Origin of the sequence: Streptomyces sp. NPDC048417 (genome assembly GCF_040651615.1) — a bacterium.
In the GTDB taxonomy this organism is placed as follows: domain Bacteria; phylum Actinomycetota; class Actinomycetes; order Streptomycetales; family Streptomycetaceae; genus Streptomyces.
In genome coordinates, this window is sequence record NZ_JBEZKI010000002.1 from 229,846 (window position 1) to 243,979 (window position 14,134).

Consider the following 14,134-nt stretch of genomic DNA (forward strand, 5'->3'; position numbering starts at 1 on the left):
GCCGTTGGCGCGGCGCGGAAAACCTCTCCCGGTGTGACAGCGGTAAGAATCCCCGGCTTCCGTGCGGGCCGTCTCCCCCGGCTCGCCCGCCGTGTCCCCTGGCGGCACATCCTCACCCTGATTCCGCTCCTACTCGTCGCGGTCATCGCGGTGCAGCACCGGTCGGTCCTCGTCGAGGGCTTCGGCCACCTCCGTGACGCCTCCTTGCCCTGGCTGCTGGCGGCGGGCGCGGCCACCTGTCTGACCTGGGTGGCCGCGGCCTTCACCCGGCAGGGCGCGGTGGTCCAGCAGCTGCCCCGCTGGCGGCTGCTCGCGACCCAGCTGGCGGCCGGCTCGGCCAACCATCTGCTGCCGACGGGCCTGGGCTCCGGCGCGGTCAACCTGCGGTTCATGACCGTGTGCGGGGTGCCGCTCGCCACCTCGTCGGCCGCGCTCGCCCTGTATCTGCTCGCCGAGTCGGTGGCCCGGGTGGGCCTGATGGCCGTGTTCTTCGTGGCCTTCCCGGACGCACTGCATCTCGGCAGCCTGCTCCCGCACGGGACGGTCGGCCCGATCCTGGCCGTCGCCGGCGCGCTGGTGGCCGCGGCGCTGGCCGCGCTGTTCCTCGTCCGACGGGTGCGCGAGCCGGTGTTCCGCTTCGTGCGCTCCGCGCTGCACGAGGCCCGCTCGGTGCACACGCGTCCGTCCCGGGCGCTGGCCCTGTGGGGCGGCTCGCTCGCCTTCCCCGCGCTCCAGGCGGCCGGTCTGGTGGCGGTGGGGCAGGCGCTGGGCCTGCCGGTGCCGCCCGCGCACATGGCGCTGGCGTATCTCGCGGCCACCGTCGCCGTCGCGCTGATCCCCACGCCGGGCGGTCTGGGTTCCGTGGAGGCGGCGCTGATCGTGGCACTGGTGGCCGCGGGCGGCCCGGTGGCGGTGGCCACGGCCGTCGTCCTCGCGTACCGGATCATCACCGTGTGGGTGCCGTTGCTGCCGGGAGCACTGACACTGGGAGCGCTGGTGCGACTGAAGGTCATCTGACCGTTCCTAGAGACTGAGCGGGAGTGAGTCCTGTTGCGAGGATTCATGCTCAGCCGAGCGCCCCGGACGGTGTTGGGCGTTCTGGTCGACCGCGTTCGCTCCGCGTCCGGCGCCGACGGATCGTGTCCGTGGTCCGGGGATGCGGAGGCGGTGTCCCTCACGCCCCGGGGTTCCCGGTCTGGCCTGGACGGTCCGATGCCCCACACGATCGCTCTGGTCGTGTGGGGGCGGTGCCGTCCGACGCCGGATCGGGTGCCCCAGGGCGCGCCTTCCGATCGCCACGGCGGCTGCGTCGTGGCGAGTGGCCTTACGAGTAGTGGTGGTGAGGGGTTTTTGCCAGTGCTGGGCGCCCCACCTGCTGGTGTAGGCGGGATCAACGGCGATGACGGGGATGCCGAGTTCGGCCGCCATGCTGACCAGCCGGGCCCGCAGCCTGGCCATGGGCATGCCGGAGATCAGTTTCCGGAACCGCTTCCTGCCGCCGTGCTTCTCCCGGGTCTTCTCCGCGGCGAAGTCAAGGTCCTCGACGGCGATCGCGAGGCCGTGGCGTCTGGCCCAGTGCAGCAGCCGGATCAGCGCATGCCTCACCTGGGCATCGCGGTGCTCGGCGGTACCGGACAGGTCGTAGCCGAACCGGCACGGCTGGGCGACGGGGTTGCCGTGCCGGTCCAGGCGCCAGGCGGCCAGGTGGTCGGCGTTGGTGTCCACACCGATCAGCCCCCTCGCGCGGGCCGCTTCCAACGGCAGCGTCTGTACCGGCGGGATGGTCCAGGAGGCGGTCAGGTACCAGCGGCCCCGAACGGTGTCCTCATGGATGCGGTAGGCCACCGCGCGGTTGGTGGTGATCCGGTCGGCCCACTGCTCGCCCCGGTGCGCGAACGACACCGTCGCGGCCAGGACGTACCGGCCGTGCGGGGCATTGGCAAGATGCGCCAGCGGCGCCGGGAGCTTGATCGAGACCTCGCCACCGGGGGTGACACGGACGGTCTCGTTGCCGTACCGCTTCCCGGACTCGCCGTCCGCCTGGAGGAACCGCCGTTCGGCCTTCCACCGCGTGCGCCACTGCTCCTCGGTAAGCCCGGCCGTGTCAAGGTGGTGGCGGCTGTTCAGCAGCCGCTTCCCGCCGCGCACCACACGCACGACACCTGCCTGCCAGTCGGCCCGCGCCGCCTTCAGCCGGTCCTCGAGGACCTGCAGACGGCGGGACTTGGCGTGCCACTCCCTGCGCGAGCGGTAGCCGCCCGGAGCATGCCTGGCACCCTTCTCACCCAGGGGCAGAGACAGACGGTGGGAGATCGTCGCGATCCCCGCCTGAAGGCTGTGGATGTGCGCGAGCCGGCCGCGCCGGGCCAGCGCCCACTGGTCGTGGGTGGCTTTCGTGATGGACCCGGCCCAGCGGGAGGAGGACTCCCCGGTCAGGACACGCTTGCGCTGCGCCCACTGCTCACCGTCGTGGTCCAGCCCGGCCGCACACCTGGCCTTCAGATCACGGGAGGCGATCGATGCGAGGTGATCACCGACCAGGCCCAGTACCCTCTCGTCCTCGGCGGTCAGACCCTTGAGGCGGGTACGGACCGCGACCCCCGAAGGGCCGGGCACCACGAACGGCGCCGCCACCTCCCGCAGTCCGCTCAACGCCCGCCCCCCCGGTGCCGCCGAATTCCGCCACCCACCCGACGACCAGCACTCGCCAAGGTCACGCATTCGAGACAAGAAACTTCGTTCTCCACCCGGCACGTGCGCCCGCCACCGCCCGAAGACTCACTCATTCGTGCCAGAACGCGCTCACGTACTGTCGATCACCACCTGTTCACAACCCCGGATGGCTCTCCGACGGAAGGAAACACATGCCGGTCCGCCTGGAACGCAAGGGTCCTGTCACCACGGTCGTGCTCTCGCGGCCCGAGGTGCGCAACGCGGTGGACGGGCCGACGGCGGCCGAACTGGTCGCCGCCTTCCGGGAGTTCGAGGCGGACGACGGGGCCCGGGTGGCGGTGCTGTGGGGTGAGGGCGGCACCTTCTGCGCGGGCGCGGACCTGAAGGCGATGGGCGGCGAGCGCGGCAACCGGGTGGCGGAGGACGGGGACGGCCCGATGGGCCCGACCCGGCTGCGGCTGTCCAAGCCGGTGATCGCGGCGATCGCCGGGCACGCCGTGGCAGGGGGCCTGGAGCTGGCCCTGTGGTGCGATCTGCGGGTCGCCGAGGAGGACGCGGTGTTCGGCGTCTTCTGCCGCCGCTGGGGCGTGCCCCTGATCGACGGCGGCACGGTACGGCTCCCCCGGCTGATCGGCACCGGCCGGGCCATGGACCTGATCCTGACCGGCCGCCCGGTCCCGGCCCCCGAGGCGTACGAGATGGGCCTGGCCAACCGCCTGGTCCCGCCGGGCCGGTCCCGCGCGGCGGCCGAGGAACTGGCCGCGTCCATCGCCGCTTTCCCGCAGGCCTGCCTGCGCAGCGACCGGGCGTCGGTGCTGGACCAGGAGGGGCTGGACGAACCGACGGCGATGCTCGGTGAGATCCAGTACGGCATGGACGTGCTGTCGGAAGGTCTGCAGGGCGCGGCACGCTTCGCGGCGGGAGCGGGCCGGCACGGGTCCTTCACGGGCGGCTGACCAGCCACTCCAGCACCCCACCGGCGGCCCGGACCCCCTCCCGGGCCGCCGTCCGGGCGTCCTGGCCCGGGTGCGGCAGACCGCCGGCGGCGAAGACACCCGGGCGGTCGGTGCCCGGCCCGCGGGCGAGGGTGATCCGGGCCCGGCGGGCCAGTTCGTCCTCGGCGACGAAGTCCCCGGTGAAGACGACCGTGTCGCAGGACAGGACTCCCGTACGCCCGTCGAGGTGCCGGACGCGGACGCCGGACAGCCGTCCGTGGCCGAGGATCTCGGTGACCGTGGTGCCGGTGAGCAGCGGGACACGGGAGCGGAGCCGGGCGTCCACGGCACGGACGGAGGCGGCGCGCGGCCGGTCGGTGAGCATCGCGACGACCTCGGCGCCCGCGGCCCGTACCGTCTCGGCGGCCGCGTACGACACGTCCTCGGCCCCGACCACCACCGCCCGCCCGCCGATCGGCTGCCGGTAGCGGTGCACCGCCTGCTGCAGTTCTCCTCCGGTGTAGACCCCGGCGGGCCGGGTGCCCGGGATCAGCCGTGCCGCGCGGGGGCGTTCCCGGGCGCCGGTGGCGAGCACCACGGCCCGTGCGATGACCGTCTCCGGGCCCCGCTCGCCCACGGTGGTCAGGGCGAGCGGCCCGGCCCAGTCCAGGGCGGTGACTCCGGTACGGACCACCGCTCCGGCCCGCGCGGCCGCCTCGGCGAGCAGGCAGGCGTACGCGGGTCCGGTCAACGGCCTGGTCCAGGTGCCGAATCCGCCGTGGACGCAGTGCCGTGCCACTCCCCCGGCCTCCTGGTCCCGCTCCAGCACCTCCACCCGGCCCGCTTCGGCGGCCGCGAGCCGGGCGGCGGCCGCGAGACCGGCGGGACCGGCACCGACGACCAGGACATCGACCCGGCGTTCGACGGTCATCGGGTGGGCCCGGTCCTCTCGAACAGGTCGCGTACGGCGGCCCCGCAGTGGAAGCCCTGGCAGCGGCCCGCCCCGGCCCGGGTGCGGCGGCGCAGGCCCGCGAGGCTGCGCGGCGGGATCGTACCGACCAGGGCGGCACGGATCTCGCCGAGGGTCGCGCGCTCGCAGTGGCAGACGATGACGTCACCGCCCCGCTGGTAGGGGCGCGGGAAGGCCTCGCCGAGGTTCGGCATCCGGACCGGTTCCAGGTCGACGGGGTCCTTCAGGTCGAGGCCCGATTCCCGCAGCAGTCCGGTGACATGGGCGGCGATGGCGAGCGAGGCGGTGAGGCCCGTGGAGCGGATGCCGCCGACGGTGATGTACGCCTGTTCCGGGTGGGCGGAGATGCGGTAGTCGTCGTGCTCGGTGGCCGCGCGCAGACCGGCGTAGACGGCGGTGACCTCCTCGTCGAGGAGCGCGGGCAGGATCCGGCGGCCCTTCTCGCGCAGGACCGCCAGCCCCTCGGCGGTCGAGCCGGTGGCGGTCCTGTCGTCCAGGTCCTCGGCGGTGGGACCCAGCAGGACGTTGCCGTAGACCGTGGGGGTGATCAGGACGCCCTTGCCGAGAGCGGTCGGGACCGGCAGCAGGATGTGCCGGACCAGGTCGCGGGCGAACTTGTCGTAGACGATCAGCTGGCCCCGGCGCGGGGTGACGGTGAAGGCGCGGTGGCCGAGGAGACGGTCCAGGGTGTCGGCGTGCAGACCGGCCGCGTTGACGAGGTGGCGGGTGTGCAGGGGGCCGCGCGCGGTGGCCAGGGTGTGCACGCCGTCGTGCCGGCTCGCCTGTGCCACGCGGGCGTTGAGGTGGAGGTCGACGCCGCCCCGGACGGCCTGGGTGGCGTAGGCCAGGGTCGTGCTCCAGGGGCAGATGATGCTCTCGCCGGGTACGTGCAGGGCGCCGAGCGCACCGGGCCCGAGGTGGGGTTCGCGGGCGTACAGCTCGGCGGCGGTCAACAGGCGCGTGTCGTGGTGGTCGTTGCGTACGGCCTGCCGGGCGAGGCCCGGCAGGGCGGACCGCTGCTCCTCGTCCCAGGCCACCAGCAGGGCGCCGACCGGCTCGATGGGGATGTCGGACTCGGCGGCGTACGCGGCGAGGAGCCGGGAGCCCGCACGGACCAGGCGGGCCTCCAGGGTGCCGGGGTGGGCGTCGAAACCGGTGTGCAGGATGGCGGTGTTGGCCTTCGAGGTGCCCTGGCCGACATCGTCCTGGGCCTCCACCAGGGCGACCTTGAGGTGCGGGTGACGGGCCAGTTCACGGGCGATCGCACTGCCGACGACCCCGGCGCCGACGACCGTCACGTCGTACGGGACGGTGGGCGGCGGCCCGTCGGCGGTGACCGTCACCCGGGCGCTCCGGCCCCGGCTCCGGCGCGGGTGAGCAAGGCGGCGACGGCTGCCCGGAAGGTGCCCAGGCGGTCGGCGGCCTCGCCCGGCGAGATGCGCGGCTCGTAGACGGCGGACGGCCCCCCGTCGGGCAGGAAGTCGGTGGGGTCGGTGCCGAGGTAGGCCAGGGCGCCCACCCCGAGGGCGGTGGCGTCGGGCAGCGTGGACACCTCGACCGGGCGTTGCAGCAGGTCGGCCTGGATCTGCATGAGCAGCGCCGAGCGGGTGAGTCCGCCGTCGACGCGCAGCGCGGTCAGGGGGGTGCCGAGGTCGGTCTCGGCGGCTTCGGCGAGTTCCACCACCTGGGCGGCGAGGCCTTCGCACAGGGCGCGCACCAGATGCCCGGGGCCGGTGTCGAGGCCCAGCCCGGTGAGCGAGCCACGCAGGTCGCCGCGCCACCAGGGAGCGGCGAGCCCGGCCAGCGCGGGGACGAAGGTGACCCCGCCGGTGTCGGAGACGGTGCCGCCGACCCGGTCGAGGTCGGCGGCGCCGGAGATCACGCCGAGGTCGGTGAGCCAGCGGACGGCGGAGGCGGCCGTGTAGACCTGGCCCTCCAGGCAGTAGCCGGTCTCCCCGGCGAGGCGCCAGGCGACACAGCTGACCAGTCCTGAGGTGCTGTGCCGAGGGGTGTCGCCGGTGTGCGCGAGCAGGAACGCCCCGGTGCCGTAGGTGCACTTGGCGCCGCCCGGACCGGTGATCCGCTGGGCGAGGAGGGCGGCCTGCTGGTCCACGGCGAGTCCGGTGAGCGGGATCTCGCGCCCGAACTCCCTTGTCGTGCCGATGAGCCGGCAGTTGTCGACGATCTCGGGGAGGTGTTCGGCGGACAGTCCGTAGAGGTCGAGGGCGCGGGGTGACCACCGCACCCGCTCCAGATCGAGGAGTTGGGTGCGGCCGGCGGTGGCGGCGTCGGTGACGTAGGCGCCGGTGAGCCGGTGGACCAGCCAGGCGTCGGTGGTGGTGACGACTCCCTCGGTGGTGAGGTGGCGGCGGATCCAGGCCATCTTGGGCGCGGCGAAGTAGGGGTCGAGGGGCAGTCCGGTGAGTTCCCGTAACTCGTCCGCGTGTTCGGTGAGTTCGGCGCAGACGGACTCGGCCCGGCGGTCCTGCCAGACGATCGCGGTGGTGAGCGGGCGCCCGGTGCCGGGGTCCCAGGCCAGGACGGTCTCGCCCTGGTTGGCCAGGCCCAGCGCGGTGACCGGTTCGCCGGCCTCGGCGAGCGCCCGGCGGCCGGCGACAAGCACCGAGTCGTACAGCTCCTCGGGGTCCGCCTCCACCAGGCCGCCGGGCAGGTGCCGGGGTGATATGGCGACGAATCCGGTGCCGATGACGCCCCGTTCGGGACAGATCACCAGGGCCTTGGTGCCGGACGTGCCCTGGTCGACGGCGAGCACCGGACCTGTCATCGAGCCTCCCTGGCGATCACTGCGCGACAGCCTGCCGTCGTGCGGCGGGCCGCGTCAACCAGCTTCTACGCCAGGGGAGTTCGACGGCTACGTGCGGACCGCCTCCTGATTCTCCGCTGTGGCCGGTCCGATCCGCGCCCGGGCCGCGTCCCGGCGATCAAGCCAGGATAGGACAGGTGCCGTCATGATCGTGGTCACCAGGGCCACCAGCACCAGGACCGAGAACAGGGACTGGCTGACGATCCCGGCCGCCAGGCCGATGTTCAGCGCGATCAGCTGCATGAGCCCGCGCGCGTTCATCAGGGCGCCGACCCGCACCGCCACGGCCGGGGGTTCGCGTCTGAAGCGGGCCGCGGCCCAGCAGCCGCCGAACTTGCCGACCACGGCGAGGACGACGGCGACCACGCCGAACGCCAGCACGCCGGGGTCGGCGAAGACGTCGAAGCGGGTGTTGAGGCCGGAGTAGGTGAAGAACATCGGGACGAAGACCACCTGGGTGACGGGCTGGGTGGTCCGCACCAGGCGCTCGGCCTCCTCGCCGCGAGGCATGGCCATGCCCACGCAGAACGCCCCGAACACGGCGTAGAGCTGGATGCGGTCGGTGAACCAGGCGGCGCAGAACAGGACGGCGACGGTGCCGAGGAGCCTGGTGTCGTCGCGCAGGCCGGGCCGGTTCACGATCCGGGCCAGCAGCGGACGGCCGACCAGGTACAGCACCACCACGAAGAGCAGCGAACCGCCGACGGCGGTCAGCACCCGGCTCGGCCTGCCCGAGGCCGCGCTGAGCACCCCGGCCAGCAGGATCCAGGCGACCACGTCGTCGGTGGCCCCCGATGCCAGGGACAGGGAACCGAACCGGGTACCGGCCAGTCCGCGTTCGGTGATGATGCGGGCCAGCATCGGGAAGGCGGTGATGGCCAGGGCGACTCCGACGAACGCCGCGGTCACCCAGACCGAGACGCCGTCGACGAAGACGTCCACGTGCCCGTGTACCGCGAGTGTCAGTCCCAGGCCGAGCACCAGCGGGAGGGTGACCCCGGCGGCCGACACGGCCATGGCGGTGCCGGCCAGCCCGCGGCCCGCGTGGGTCCGGAACTCGTACCCGGCGTGGAACATCAGGGCCACCAGGCCGATCTGCCCGGCCACGTACAGCACCGGTTTCAGCTCGGCCGGGAAGACGGCGTCGGACGCGGCGGGCGCGATCAGCCCGAACAGCGACGGGCCGAGCAGCACACCGGCGATCATCTCGCCGACGACCGGGGGCTGCCCGAACCGGCCGCTCACGGCGACGACCGCACGGCAGGTGAGCAGGATGACGACGACGGCCGCGAAGAAGGCGGGCGCGAGTTCGACAGGTGTCATGGTCGCTCTCCCTCACCGGCTGCCGACGACGGACGGGGACGGGCCGCCGGGCGCGGCGGCGAAGTACGTGCGGCACAGGCCCTGGCGGCGGGCGTCCCACACCATGTAGCTGCCGAGGACCAGCTGGGTGAGGCTGCGCGGGACGTTCGCCCAGTGGTCGGCGAGCCGCATCACCGCGAGCCGCAGCCGCAGCCGCGGCCGCAGCGACCCGCTGTCCTCGCGCGCGACCAGGAGGCAGGGGCCGCGGCTGGGCAGCGAGCGGGTGTGCTCCGCGGACGACTCCAGCCGGAACCGCCGTAGCACCTCCTCGGCCGCCACCCGCATGGTCAGGACGGCGAAACCGCGGGCCGGGCAGGGCCGGTTGGCGGTGACACCGAACGGGATGGCGGCGGTGGGCCTGGTCTCCTTCGACAACCAGCGGTCGGGGTCGAAGCGTTCGGCCCCGGCCGTGCCCGAGCGCTGGTACTCGGGGTAGTTGAAGAGCAGAACCGAGCCGGAGGGGATGGCGGGGCGGCCGTCGCGCGGGATCTCGCCGGTGGTGATCCGGTGGGCCACGCCGAACAGCGGGAAGTGCTGGAGGGTCTCGTCGATGACGTGGTCGAGGTAGTCGGGGCCGGCCGACCTCAGGCGCTCCTGCACCTCCTGATGGGTGGCGAGGACGAGCAGCAGGTGGGCCATGGCCTCCGACATCTGCACCACGGCCGTGTTGAAGAAGGTGCCCTGAAGGTAGTACGCCCGCTCCCGCTCGGTGAGCGGCGCGGGCAGGGGCACCGGCGGCGGGTCGTGCGCGAGCCGCTCGCGCAGGTGGGCGGTGAGGCGGGCCCGGCGGTCCATGTGGCGCAGCCGGGTGCACTTCAGGGCGCTGACCACGTCGTCGGCGTTGCCGGTGATCAGGTCCCGTACCTCGCGCGGACAGGGGGCGCGGAAGACGACCTCGTAGTAGACCTCGGCCCACACGGGCATCATCAGATCGCGCAGCCGGACGTGGTGCACGCGCGCGTGGCCGTCGAGTTCGTCGAGGACGTGTCGGGTGCGGCGGCCGACCAGTTCGGTCCACTCGGCGCGGGACGGCCCGGCGAGGATCTGGCGGGTGGTGCGGGCCACGGCGTCGTAGCGGGGACCGGGCTCCAGGTGTTCCTGGTGCACCTCGGGGCCGGGCGAGAGCCAGTACCAGAACAGGTCGGACAGGGCGGCACCGCGACTGCGGCCGTTGGCCGCCGGGTGGCCGTACACCTGCTTGAACTCCTCGGCGGGCACTTCACGGCCCGGGGCCGGGATGCCCTCCTCGCCGTTGACCCACGCGAAGATGCGCACACGCAGAGCGACGACCGACCTCGGCAGCCAGTACGGCAGGCTCGCCACCAGGGCGAGGGCGGCCACGACGGCGCCCCATCCCGCGGCGCTCATGAGACCGCTCCGCCGAAGTGCCGTCCCGCCCAGGCCGGGCGGACGAGTTCCGGGGTGAGTTCGTCGAGCCCCGCCGCCCCGCACAGGGCCAGCGCGTCCTCGATCTCCTCGCGCAGCAGTTCCAGCAGCCGCCGTACGCCCTTCTCCCCGTCCGCGGCCAGCGCCCACATCACGGGGCGGCCGATGCCCACCGCCCGTGCGCCGAGCGCCAGCGCCTTGACCGCGTCGGTGCCCCGCCTGATCCCGCCGTCCAGCAGTACGGGAATCCGTCCTGCCACGGCGCCGGCGATCTCGGGCAGCACCTCCAACGTGGCCGGGACGGTGTCGAGTTGCCGCCCTCCGTGGTTGGACACCAGCAGGCCGGCCACGCCGTGCCGGACGGCGAGGCGGGCGTCCTCGGGGTGCAGGACGCCCTTGAGGAGGATCGGCAGCTCGGTGATCCCGCGCAGCCAGGTGATGTGGTCCCAGGAGAACTCCGGGGACATGGCGATCTGGCGGACGTGCCCGCGTTCGCCGTCGCGGAGGTCGACGAGGTTCTCGCAGCGGAGGCCTGCGGGCAGGTCGTGGAATCCGTTGCGCCGGTTGCGCTCGCTCGCCCCGAGCACCGGGGAGTCGACGGTGACCACCAGGGCGGTGCAGCCCGCGTCGGTGGCGCGGCGGACCAGGGCCTCGGTGATGTCGGGGTCGGGCTGGAGGTAGAGCTGGAACCACAGCGGCACGGTCTCGCCGGGTGCGGCCGCGGCGCGGCCCGCGGCGGCGACCTCTCCGACGGCGACGGTCGACGCCATGCTCGCGATCATGATCGCCCCGGCGGCGGCCGCGGCCCGGGCCGTGGCCAGCTCGCCGTCCGGGTCCACGAGTCGGTGGAAGGCGGTGGGCGAGACCAGCACCGGCGTCCGGGCCCGGCCGCCGAAGAGGGTGACGTCCAGGTCCGGCACCGCGCGGCCGCGCAGCACGCGGGGCAGGAGCCGCAGCCTGCTGTACGCCTCCTCGTTGGCGCGTACGGTGATCTCGTCGCGGGCCCCGCCGGCGACGAAGTCGGCGTGGACGGGGTCGAGTCTGTCGCGGGCGGCGGTCTCGAAGTCCTTCGCGCTGAACATCACGGCCGCCTCACCGCCGGCCCGGTCCTCGGTTCGGGCTTCAGTTCACTGGTGAAGAAGCCGGCGAGCGGGGCGTGGTGGACGTCCGGGTGGTCCCACTGGTTCTCCAGGTTCTCGGCCAGGTGGTGGGTGCCGAGAAGCGCGCCGTCGCGGAAGTGCCGGATCACGGGATGGAGGTACGACGCGTCGAAGGCGTCGTCGACGGAGTTCTGCGCGGTGCGCCGCACGGTGATGTCGAAGGGGTCGACCTTGTCGTGGTCGGGCCCGTACTCCAGGGTGACGGTGAAGTAGTCGCGGTCCCGGGTGAGTTCGCTCATGTGTGCGTAGTCGACGGGGACTTCCTCGTGGTAGTGGGCCGTGCCGTCGTCCTCCGTGACGATCAGGTCGCCGATCACGGCGAACTGCTGCCACAGCGCGGAACTCCGGTTGACCCGCGCCACCACCGCGTCCGCGAGGTCCGACGGGTCGGTGGTGAGCGGGCGGTGCGGCCAGGGCCGGTCGTGGTGGCGTTCGTCGAGGATGCGGCTCAACGCCCGTACGGCGTACCGGAACCCGTGGATGAAGCCGCCGGTGGACTTCTTGAAGTCGCGCTGCTGCATCAGCGTTCCGGCGAAGTACAGGCCGGGCACGTTGACGGACTCGTAGGCGGGGGTCAGCGCGGCGAAGCGGCCCTTGATGACGAGTTCGGGACGGCACGTCTCGTCGAACGGCGAGGCGTCGAAGCGGAAGCCCGTGCAGACGATCACCCGGTCGTAGGCCAGTTCCTTCACGACCTCGTCGGCCCGGGAGAAACTGAACCGGACGCGATAGCGGTCGCCGTCCTTCTCGATGGCCTGGACGTGGCCGTCCAGCAGGGCGTTCAGCGACTTGAGCTGGTAGGTGTCGAGGAAGTTGTTGTTGACCGCCCGCAGGTGGCCGACGAAGTGGGTGTTCCAGGCCAGTCTGATGGAGTGCGGTCCCGCCACATGGATCACGGCGGCCGTCTCGACAAGGTTGTCGGCGGTCTCCAGGGCCGAGTTGCCCTTGCCGAGGATCAGGACCCGCTGGTCGGTGAAGTCGTCCGGGTCGACGGAGACGTCCGGGTACAGATCGGCCGTCTCGATGCCGGGGATGTCCGGGACGTAGGGCCGTGCCACGCCGGTCGCCATGACCAGGCGGCGGGCGCGGTGTTCGGCGCCGTGCTGGTCGGTGACGGTGAATCCGCCGTCGTCGCGCGTGATGCGGACGGCCCGGGTGTCGTAGGCGATGTCCAGTTTGAACGCCTCGGCGAAGTCGGCGAGATAGCGCACGATGTCGTCGGCCGCCGGGAAGTAGCGCTTGGAGTAGCGCTTGAACAGCAGGTCGGGATCGTCGGACAGGAGTGAGTTCCAGTCCATCCGGAGGTTGAGCTCGGGATCCGACGTGCCGTTGTGGACCTTGTTGATGGAGATCAGCTGCCGGTGGCGGGGGAAGGTGCGGAAGAAGGTGCCCGGTGTGCCGCCGCTCTCCAGGATGCGGTGGTCGTGCCCGGCGGCCTGGAGGAGTCGTCCGAGCTGGAGTCCGGCGGGACCTGCGCCGATGACGAGGTAGTCGAGCTGTTCGTGGTGCACGATGCCTGCCTTCCGATGGGGGGTGGGGGCCGGAGCAGACGTGCGGTGGGTCGACGCAGAAGCCAAGTCCCCCAGGAGCCCCGACGGAAGGCAGGTCCCTTACATCGACAGCAAGTTGACAGCTTCGGCACAGTCGCGGCGAACGGGCGCCCGGTACGAACCTCTGTGCGGATACGGCAGGATGAGCGGTTGCACAGTTCGAATGGGAGGTAACCGGTGGACCGAGCGCTCACCGTCGATGACCTGGTCCTGGCCGGCATCGCCCTGGCGGCAGGCCTGTTGCTGGCCTTTCTGTCACGCGGCATGCTGCGCTGGCTGGCCAAGCACGCGAAGCGGACCCGCTGGAGCGGTGACGACGTCATCGTGGACGCGCTGCGCACGGTGATCCCGTGGGCGGCGCTCTCGGGCGGCGCGGCGGCCGCCGCGGCGGTGCTGCCGCTGACCAGGACCGTCCAGCACCACACCAATCAGTGCCTGAAAGTGCTGCTCATCTTCGCGGTGACGGTCTCGGCGGCGCGCGTGATCGCCGGCCTGGTGCACTCGGTCACCCAGTCCCGCTCCGGGGTGGCCGGTTCGGCGACGATCTTCGTGAACATCACCCGGGTGCTGGTCCTGGCGATCGGCTTCCTGGTGGTGCTGCAGACGCTGGGCGTCTCCATAGCGCCGCTGCTCACCGCCCTGGGCGTCGGCGGTCTCGCGGTCGCCCTCGCGCTCCAGGACACCCTGGCCAACCTCTTCGCGGGCATCCACATCCTCGCCTCGAAGACCGTGCAGCCGGGCGACTACATCCAGCTGAGCAGCGGCGAGGAGGGCTATGTCGTGGACATCAACTGGCGGCAGACGACCGTCCGTCAGCTCTCCAACAACCTGGTGGTCATCCCCAACGGCCAGCTGGCGAAGACGAACATGACCAACTACACGCGTCCCGAGCAGCAGTTGACGATCCTGGTGCAGGTGGGCGTGAGCTACGACAGCGACCTGGACCAGGTCGAGCGGGTCACGCACGAGGTCATCGCCGAGATCATGACCGAGATCACCGGCGCGGTCCCGGAGCACGAGCCGGCCATCCGCTTCCACACCTTCGGCGACTCGCGGATCGGCTTCACGGTGATCCTGGGCGTCGGGGAGTTCAGCGACCAGTTCCGGATCAAGCACGAGTTCATCAAGCGCCTGCACCGCCGCTACCGCGAGGAGGGCATCCGCATCCCGGCCCCGACCCGCACGGTGGCGCTCCAGCAGGGGGCCGTGGTGATTCCGCAGCAGCGCGTCCCGGACGACCTGCCGTCGGGTCTGCCGCGCACCGACTAGCCCCC

At 72.5% G+C, this 14,134-nt stretch carries 10 protein-coding genes and 1 pseudogene; 3 read left to right on the top strand and 8 right to left on the bottom strand.

Annotation, left to right across the window (positions count from 1 at the left end; all coding sequences use genetic code 11):
• Nucleotides 1-33: 33 nt before the first annotated feature.
• Nucleotides 34-1,017, top strand: coding sequence for a lysylphosphatidylglycerol synthase transmembrane domain-containing protein (locus tag AB0D59_RS03685; protein WP_362560315.1), 984 nt, complete (start codon nucleotides 34-36; stop codon nucleotides 1,015-1,017).
• A gap of 6 nt (nucleotides 1,018-1,023) precedes the next feature.
• On the opposite strand, the gene AB0D59_RS03690 is transcribed toward AB0D59_RS03685, so the two are convergent.
• A complete protein-coding gene (locus tag AB0D59_RS03690) occupies nucleotides 1,024-2,652 on the bottom strand; it encodes an IS200/IS605 family accessory protein TnpB-related protein (RefSeq protein WP_362560317.1) in 1,629 nt (542 codons plus the stop codon).
• A 212-nt stretch (nucleotides 2,653-2,864) separates the two neighbouring features.
• Here AB0D59_RS03690 and AB0D59_RS03695 point away from each other — a divergent pair, with 212 nt between their 5' ends.
• Nucleotides 2,865-3,629, top strand: a complete 765-nt coding sequence (locus AB0D59_RS03695; protein WP_362560320.1) for a crotonase/enoyl-CoA hydratase family protein — start codon at nucleotides 2,865-2,867, stop codon at nucleotides 3,627-3,629.
• A gap of 1 nt (nucleotide 3,630) precedes the next feature.
• Here the strand turns inward: AB0D59_RS03695 and AB0D59_RS03700 are convergent.
• The 7 genes and pseudogenes from AB0D59_RS03700 to AB0D59_RS03730 all read right to left on the bottom strand — a co-directional run.
• Nucleotides 3,631-4,539: pseudogene (locus AB0D59_RS03700) on the bottom strand (FAD-dependent oxidoreductase); the annotation flags it as partial.
• Nucleotides 4,536-5,921, bottom strand: a complete 1,386-nt coding sequence (locus AB0D59_RS03705; RefSeq protein ID WP_362560323.1) for an FAD-dependent oxidoreductase — start codon at nucleotides 5,919-5,921, stop codon at nucleotides 4,536-4,538. The gene AB0D59_RS03705 and the pseudogene AB0D59_RS03700, both read right to left, overlap by 4 nt.
• Nucleotides 5,918-7,363 (bottom strand): FGGY family carbohydrate kinase, encoded by a 1,446-nt coding sequence (locus tag AB0D59_RS03710; protein ID WP_362560326.1) that lies wholly within the window; start codon nucleotides 7,361-7,363, stop codon nucleotides 5,918-5,920. The genes AB0D59_RS03705 and AB0D59_RS03710 overlap by 4 nt, the downstream gene beginning before the upstream one ends.
• An 87-nt stretch (nucleotides 7,364-7,450) precedes the next feature.
• Nucleotides 7,451-8,725 (bottom strand): cation:proton antiporter, encoded by a 1,275-nt coding sequence (locus tag AB0D59_RS03715; RefSeq protein ID WP_362560328.1) that lies wholly within the window; start codon nucleotides 8,723-8,725, stop codon nucleotides 7,451-7,453.
• A gap of 12 nt (nucleotides 8,726-8,737) precedes the next feature.
• Nucleotides 8,738-10,132, bottom strand: coding sequence for a cytochrome P450 (locus tag AB0D59_RS03720; protein WP_362560331.1), 1,395 nt, complete (start codon nucleotides 10,130-10,132; stop codon nucleotides 8,738-8,740).
• Entirely contained in the window at nucleotides 10,129-11,232 is a 1,104-nt protein-coding gene (locus tag AB0D59_RS03725; protein ID WP_362560333.1) for an alpha-hydroxy acid oxidase, read from the bottom strand. The genes AB0D59_RS03720 and AB0D59_RS03725 overlap by 4 nt, the downstream gene beginning before the upstream one ends.
• Complete coding sequence (locus tag AB0D59_RS03730; RefSeq protein ID WP_362560336.1) at nucleotides 11,232-12,821, bottom strand: NAD(P)-binding domain-containing protein; 1,590 nt, start codon at nucleotides 12,819-12,821, stop codon at nucleotides 11,232-11,234. Before AB0D59_RS03730 ends, AB0D59_RS03725 begins: the two co-directional genes overlap by 1 nt.
• A gap of 216 nt (nucleotides 12,822-13,037) precedes the next feature.
• Here AB0D59_RS03730 and AB0D59_RS03735 point away from each other — a divergent pair, with 216 nt between their 5' ends.
• Nucleotides 13,038-14,129 (top strand): mechanosensitive ion channel family protein, encoded by a 1,092-nt coding sequence (locus tag AB0D59_RS03735; RefSeq protein WP_362560338.1) that lies wholly within the window; start codon nucleotides 13,038-13,040, stop codon nucleotides 14,127-14,129.
• Nucleotides 14,130-14,134 lie beyond the last annotated feature (5 nt).

Coding starts and splice junctions, on each gene's coding strand:
- AB0D59_RS03695 (WP_362560320.1), top strand. CDS start 2,865: ATGCCGGTCCGCCTGGAACGCAAGGGTCCTGTCACCACGGTCGTGCTC.
- AB0D59_RS03710 (WP_362560326.1), bottom strand. CDS start 7,363: ATGACAGGTCCGGTGCTCGCCGTCGACCAGGGCACGTCCGGCACCAAG.
- AB0D59_RS03715 (WP_362560328.1), bottom strand. CDS start 8,725: ATGACACCTGTCGAACTCGCGCCCGCCTTCTTCGCGGCCGTCGTCGTC.
- AB0D59_RS03720 (WP_362560331.1), bottom strand. CDS start 10,132: ATGAGCGCCGCGGGATGGGGCGCCGTCGTGGCCGCCCTCGCCCTGGTG.
- AB0D59_RS03725 (WP_362560333.1), bottom strand. CDS start 11,232: ATGTTCAGCGCGAAGGACTTCGAGACCGCCGCCCGCGACAGACTCGAC.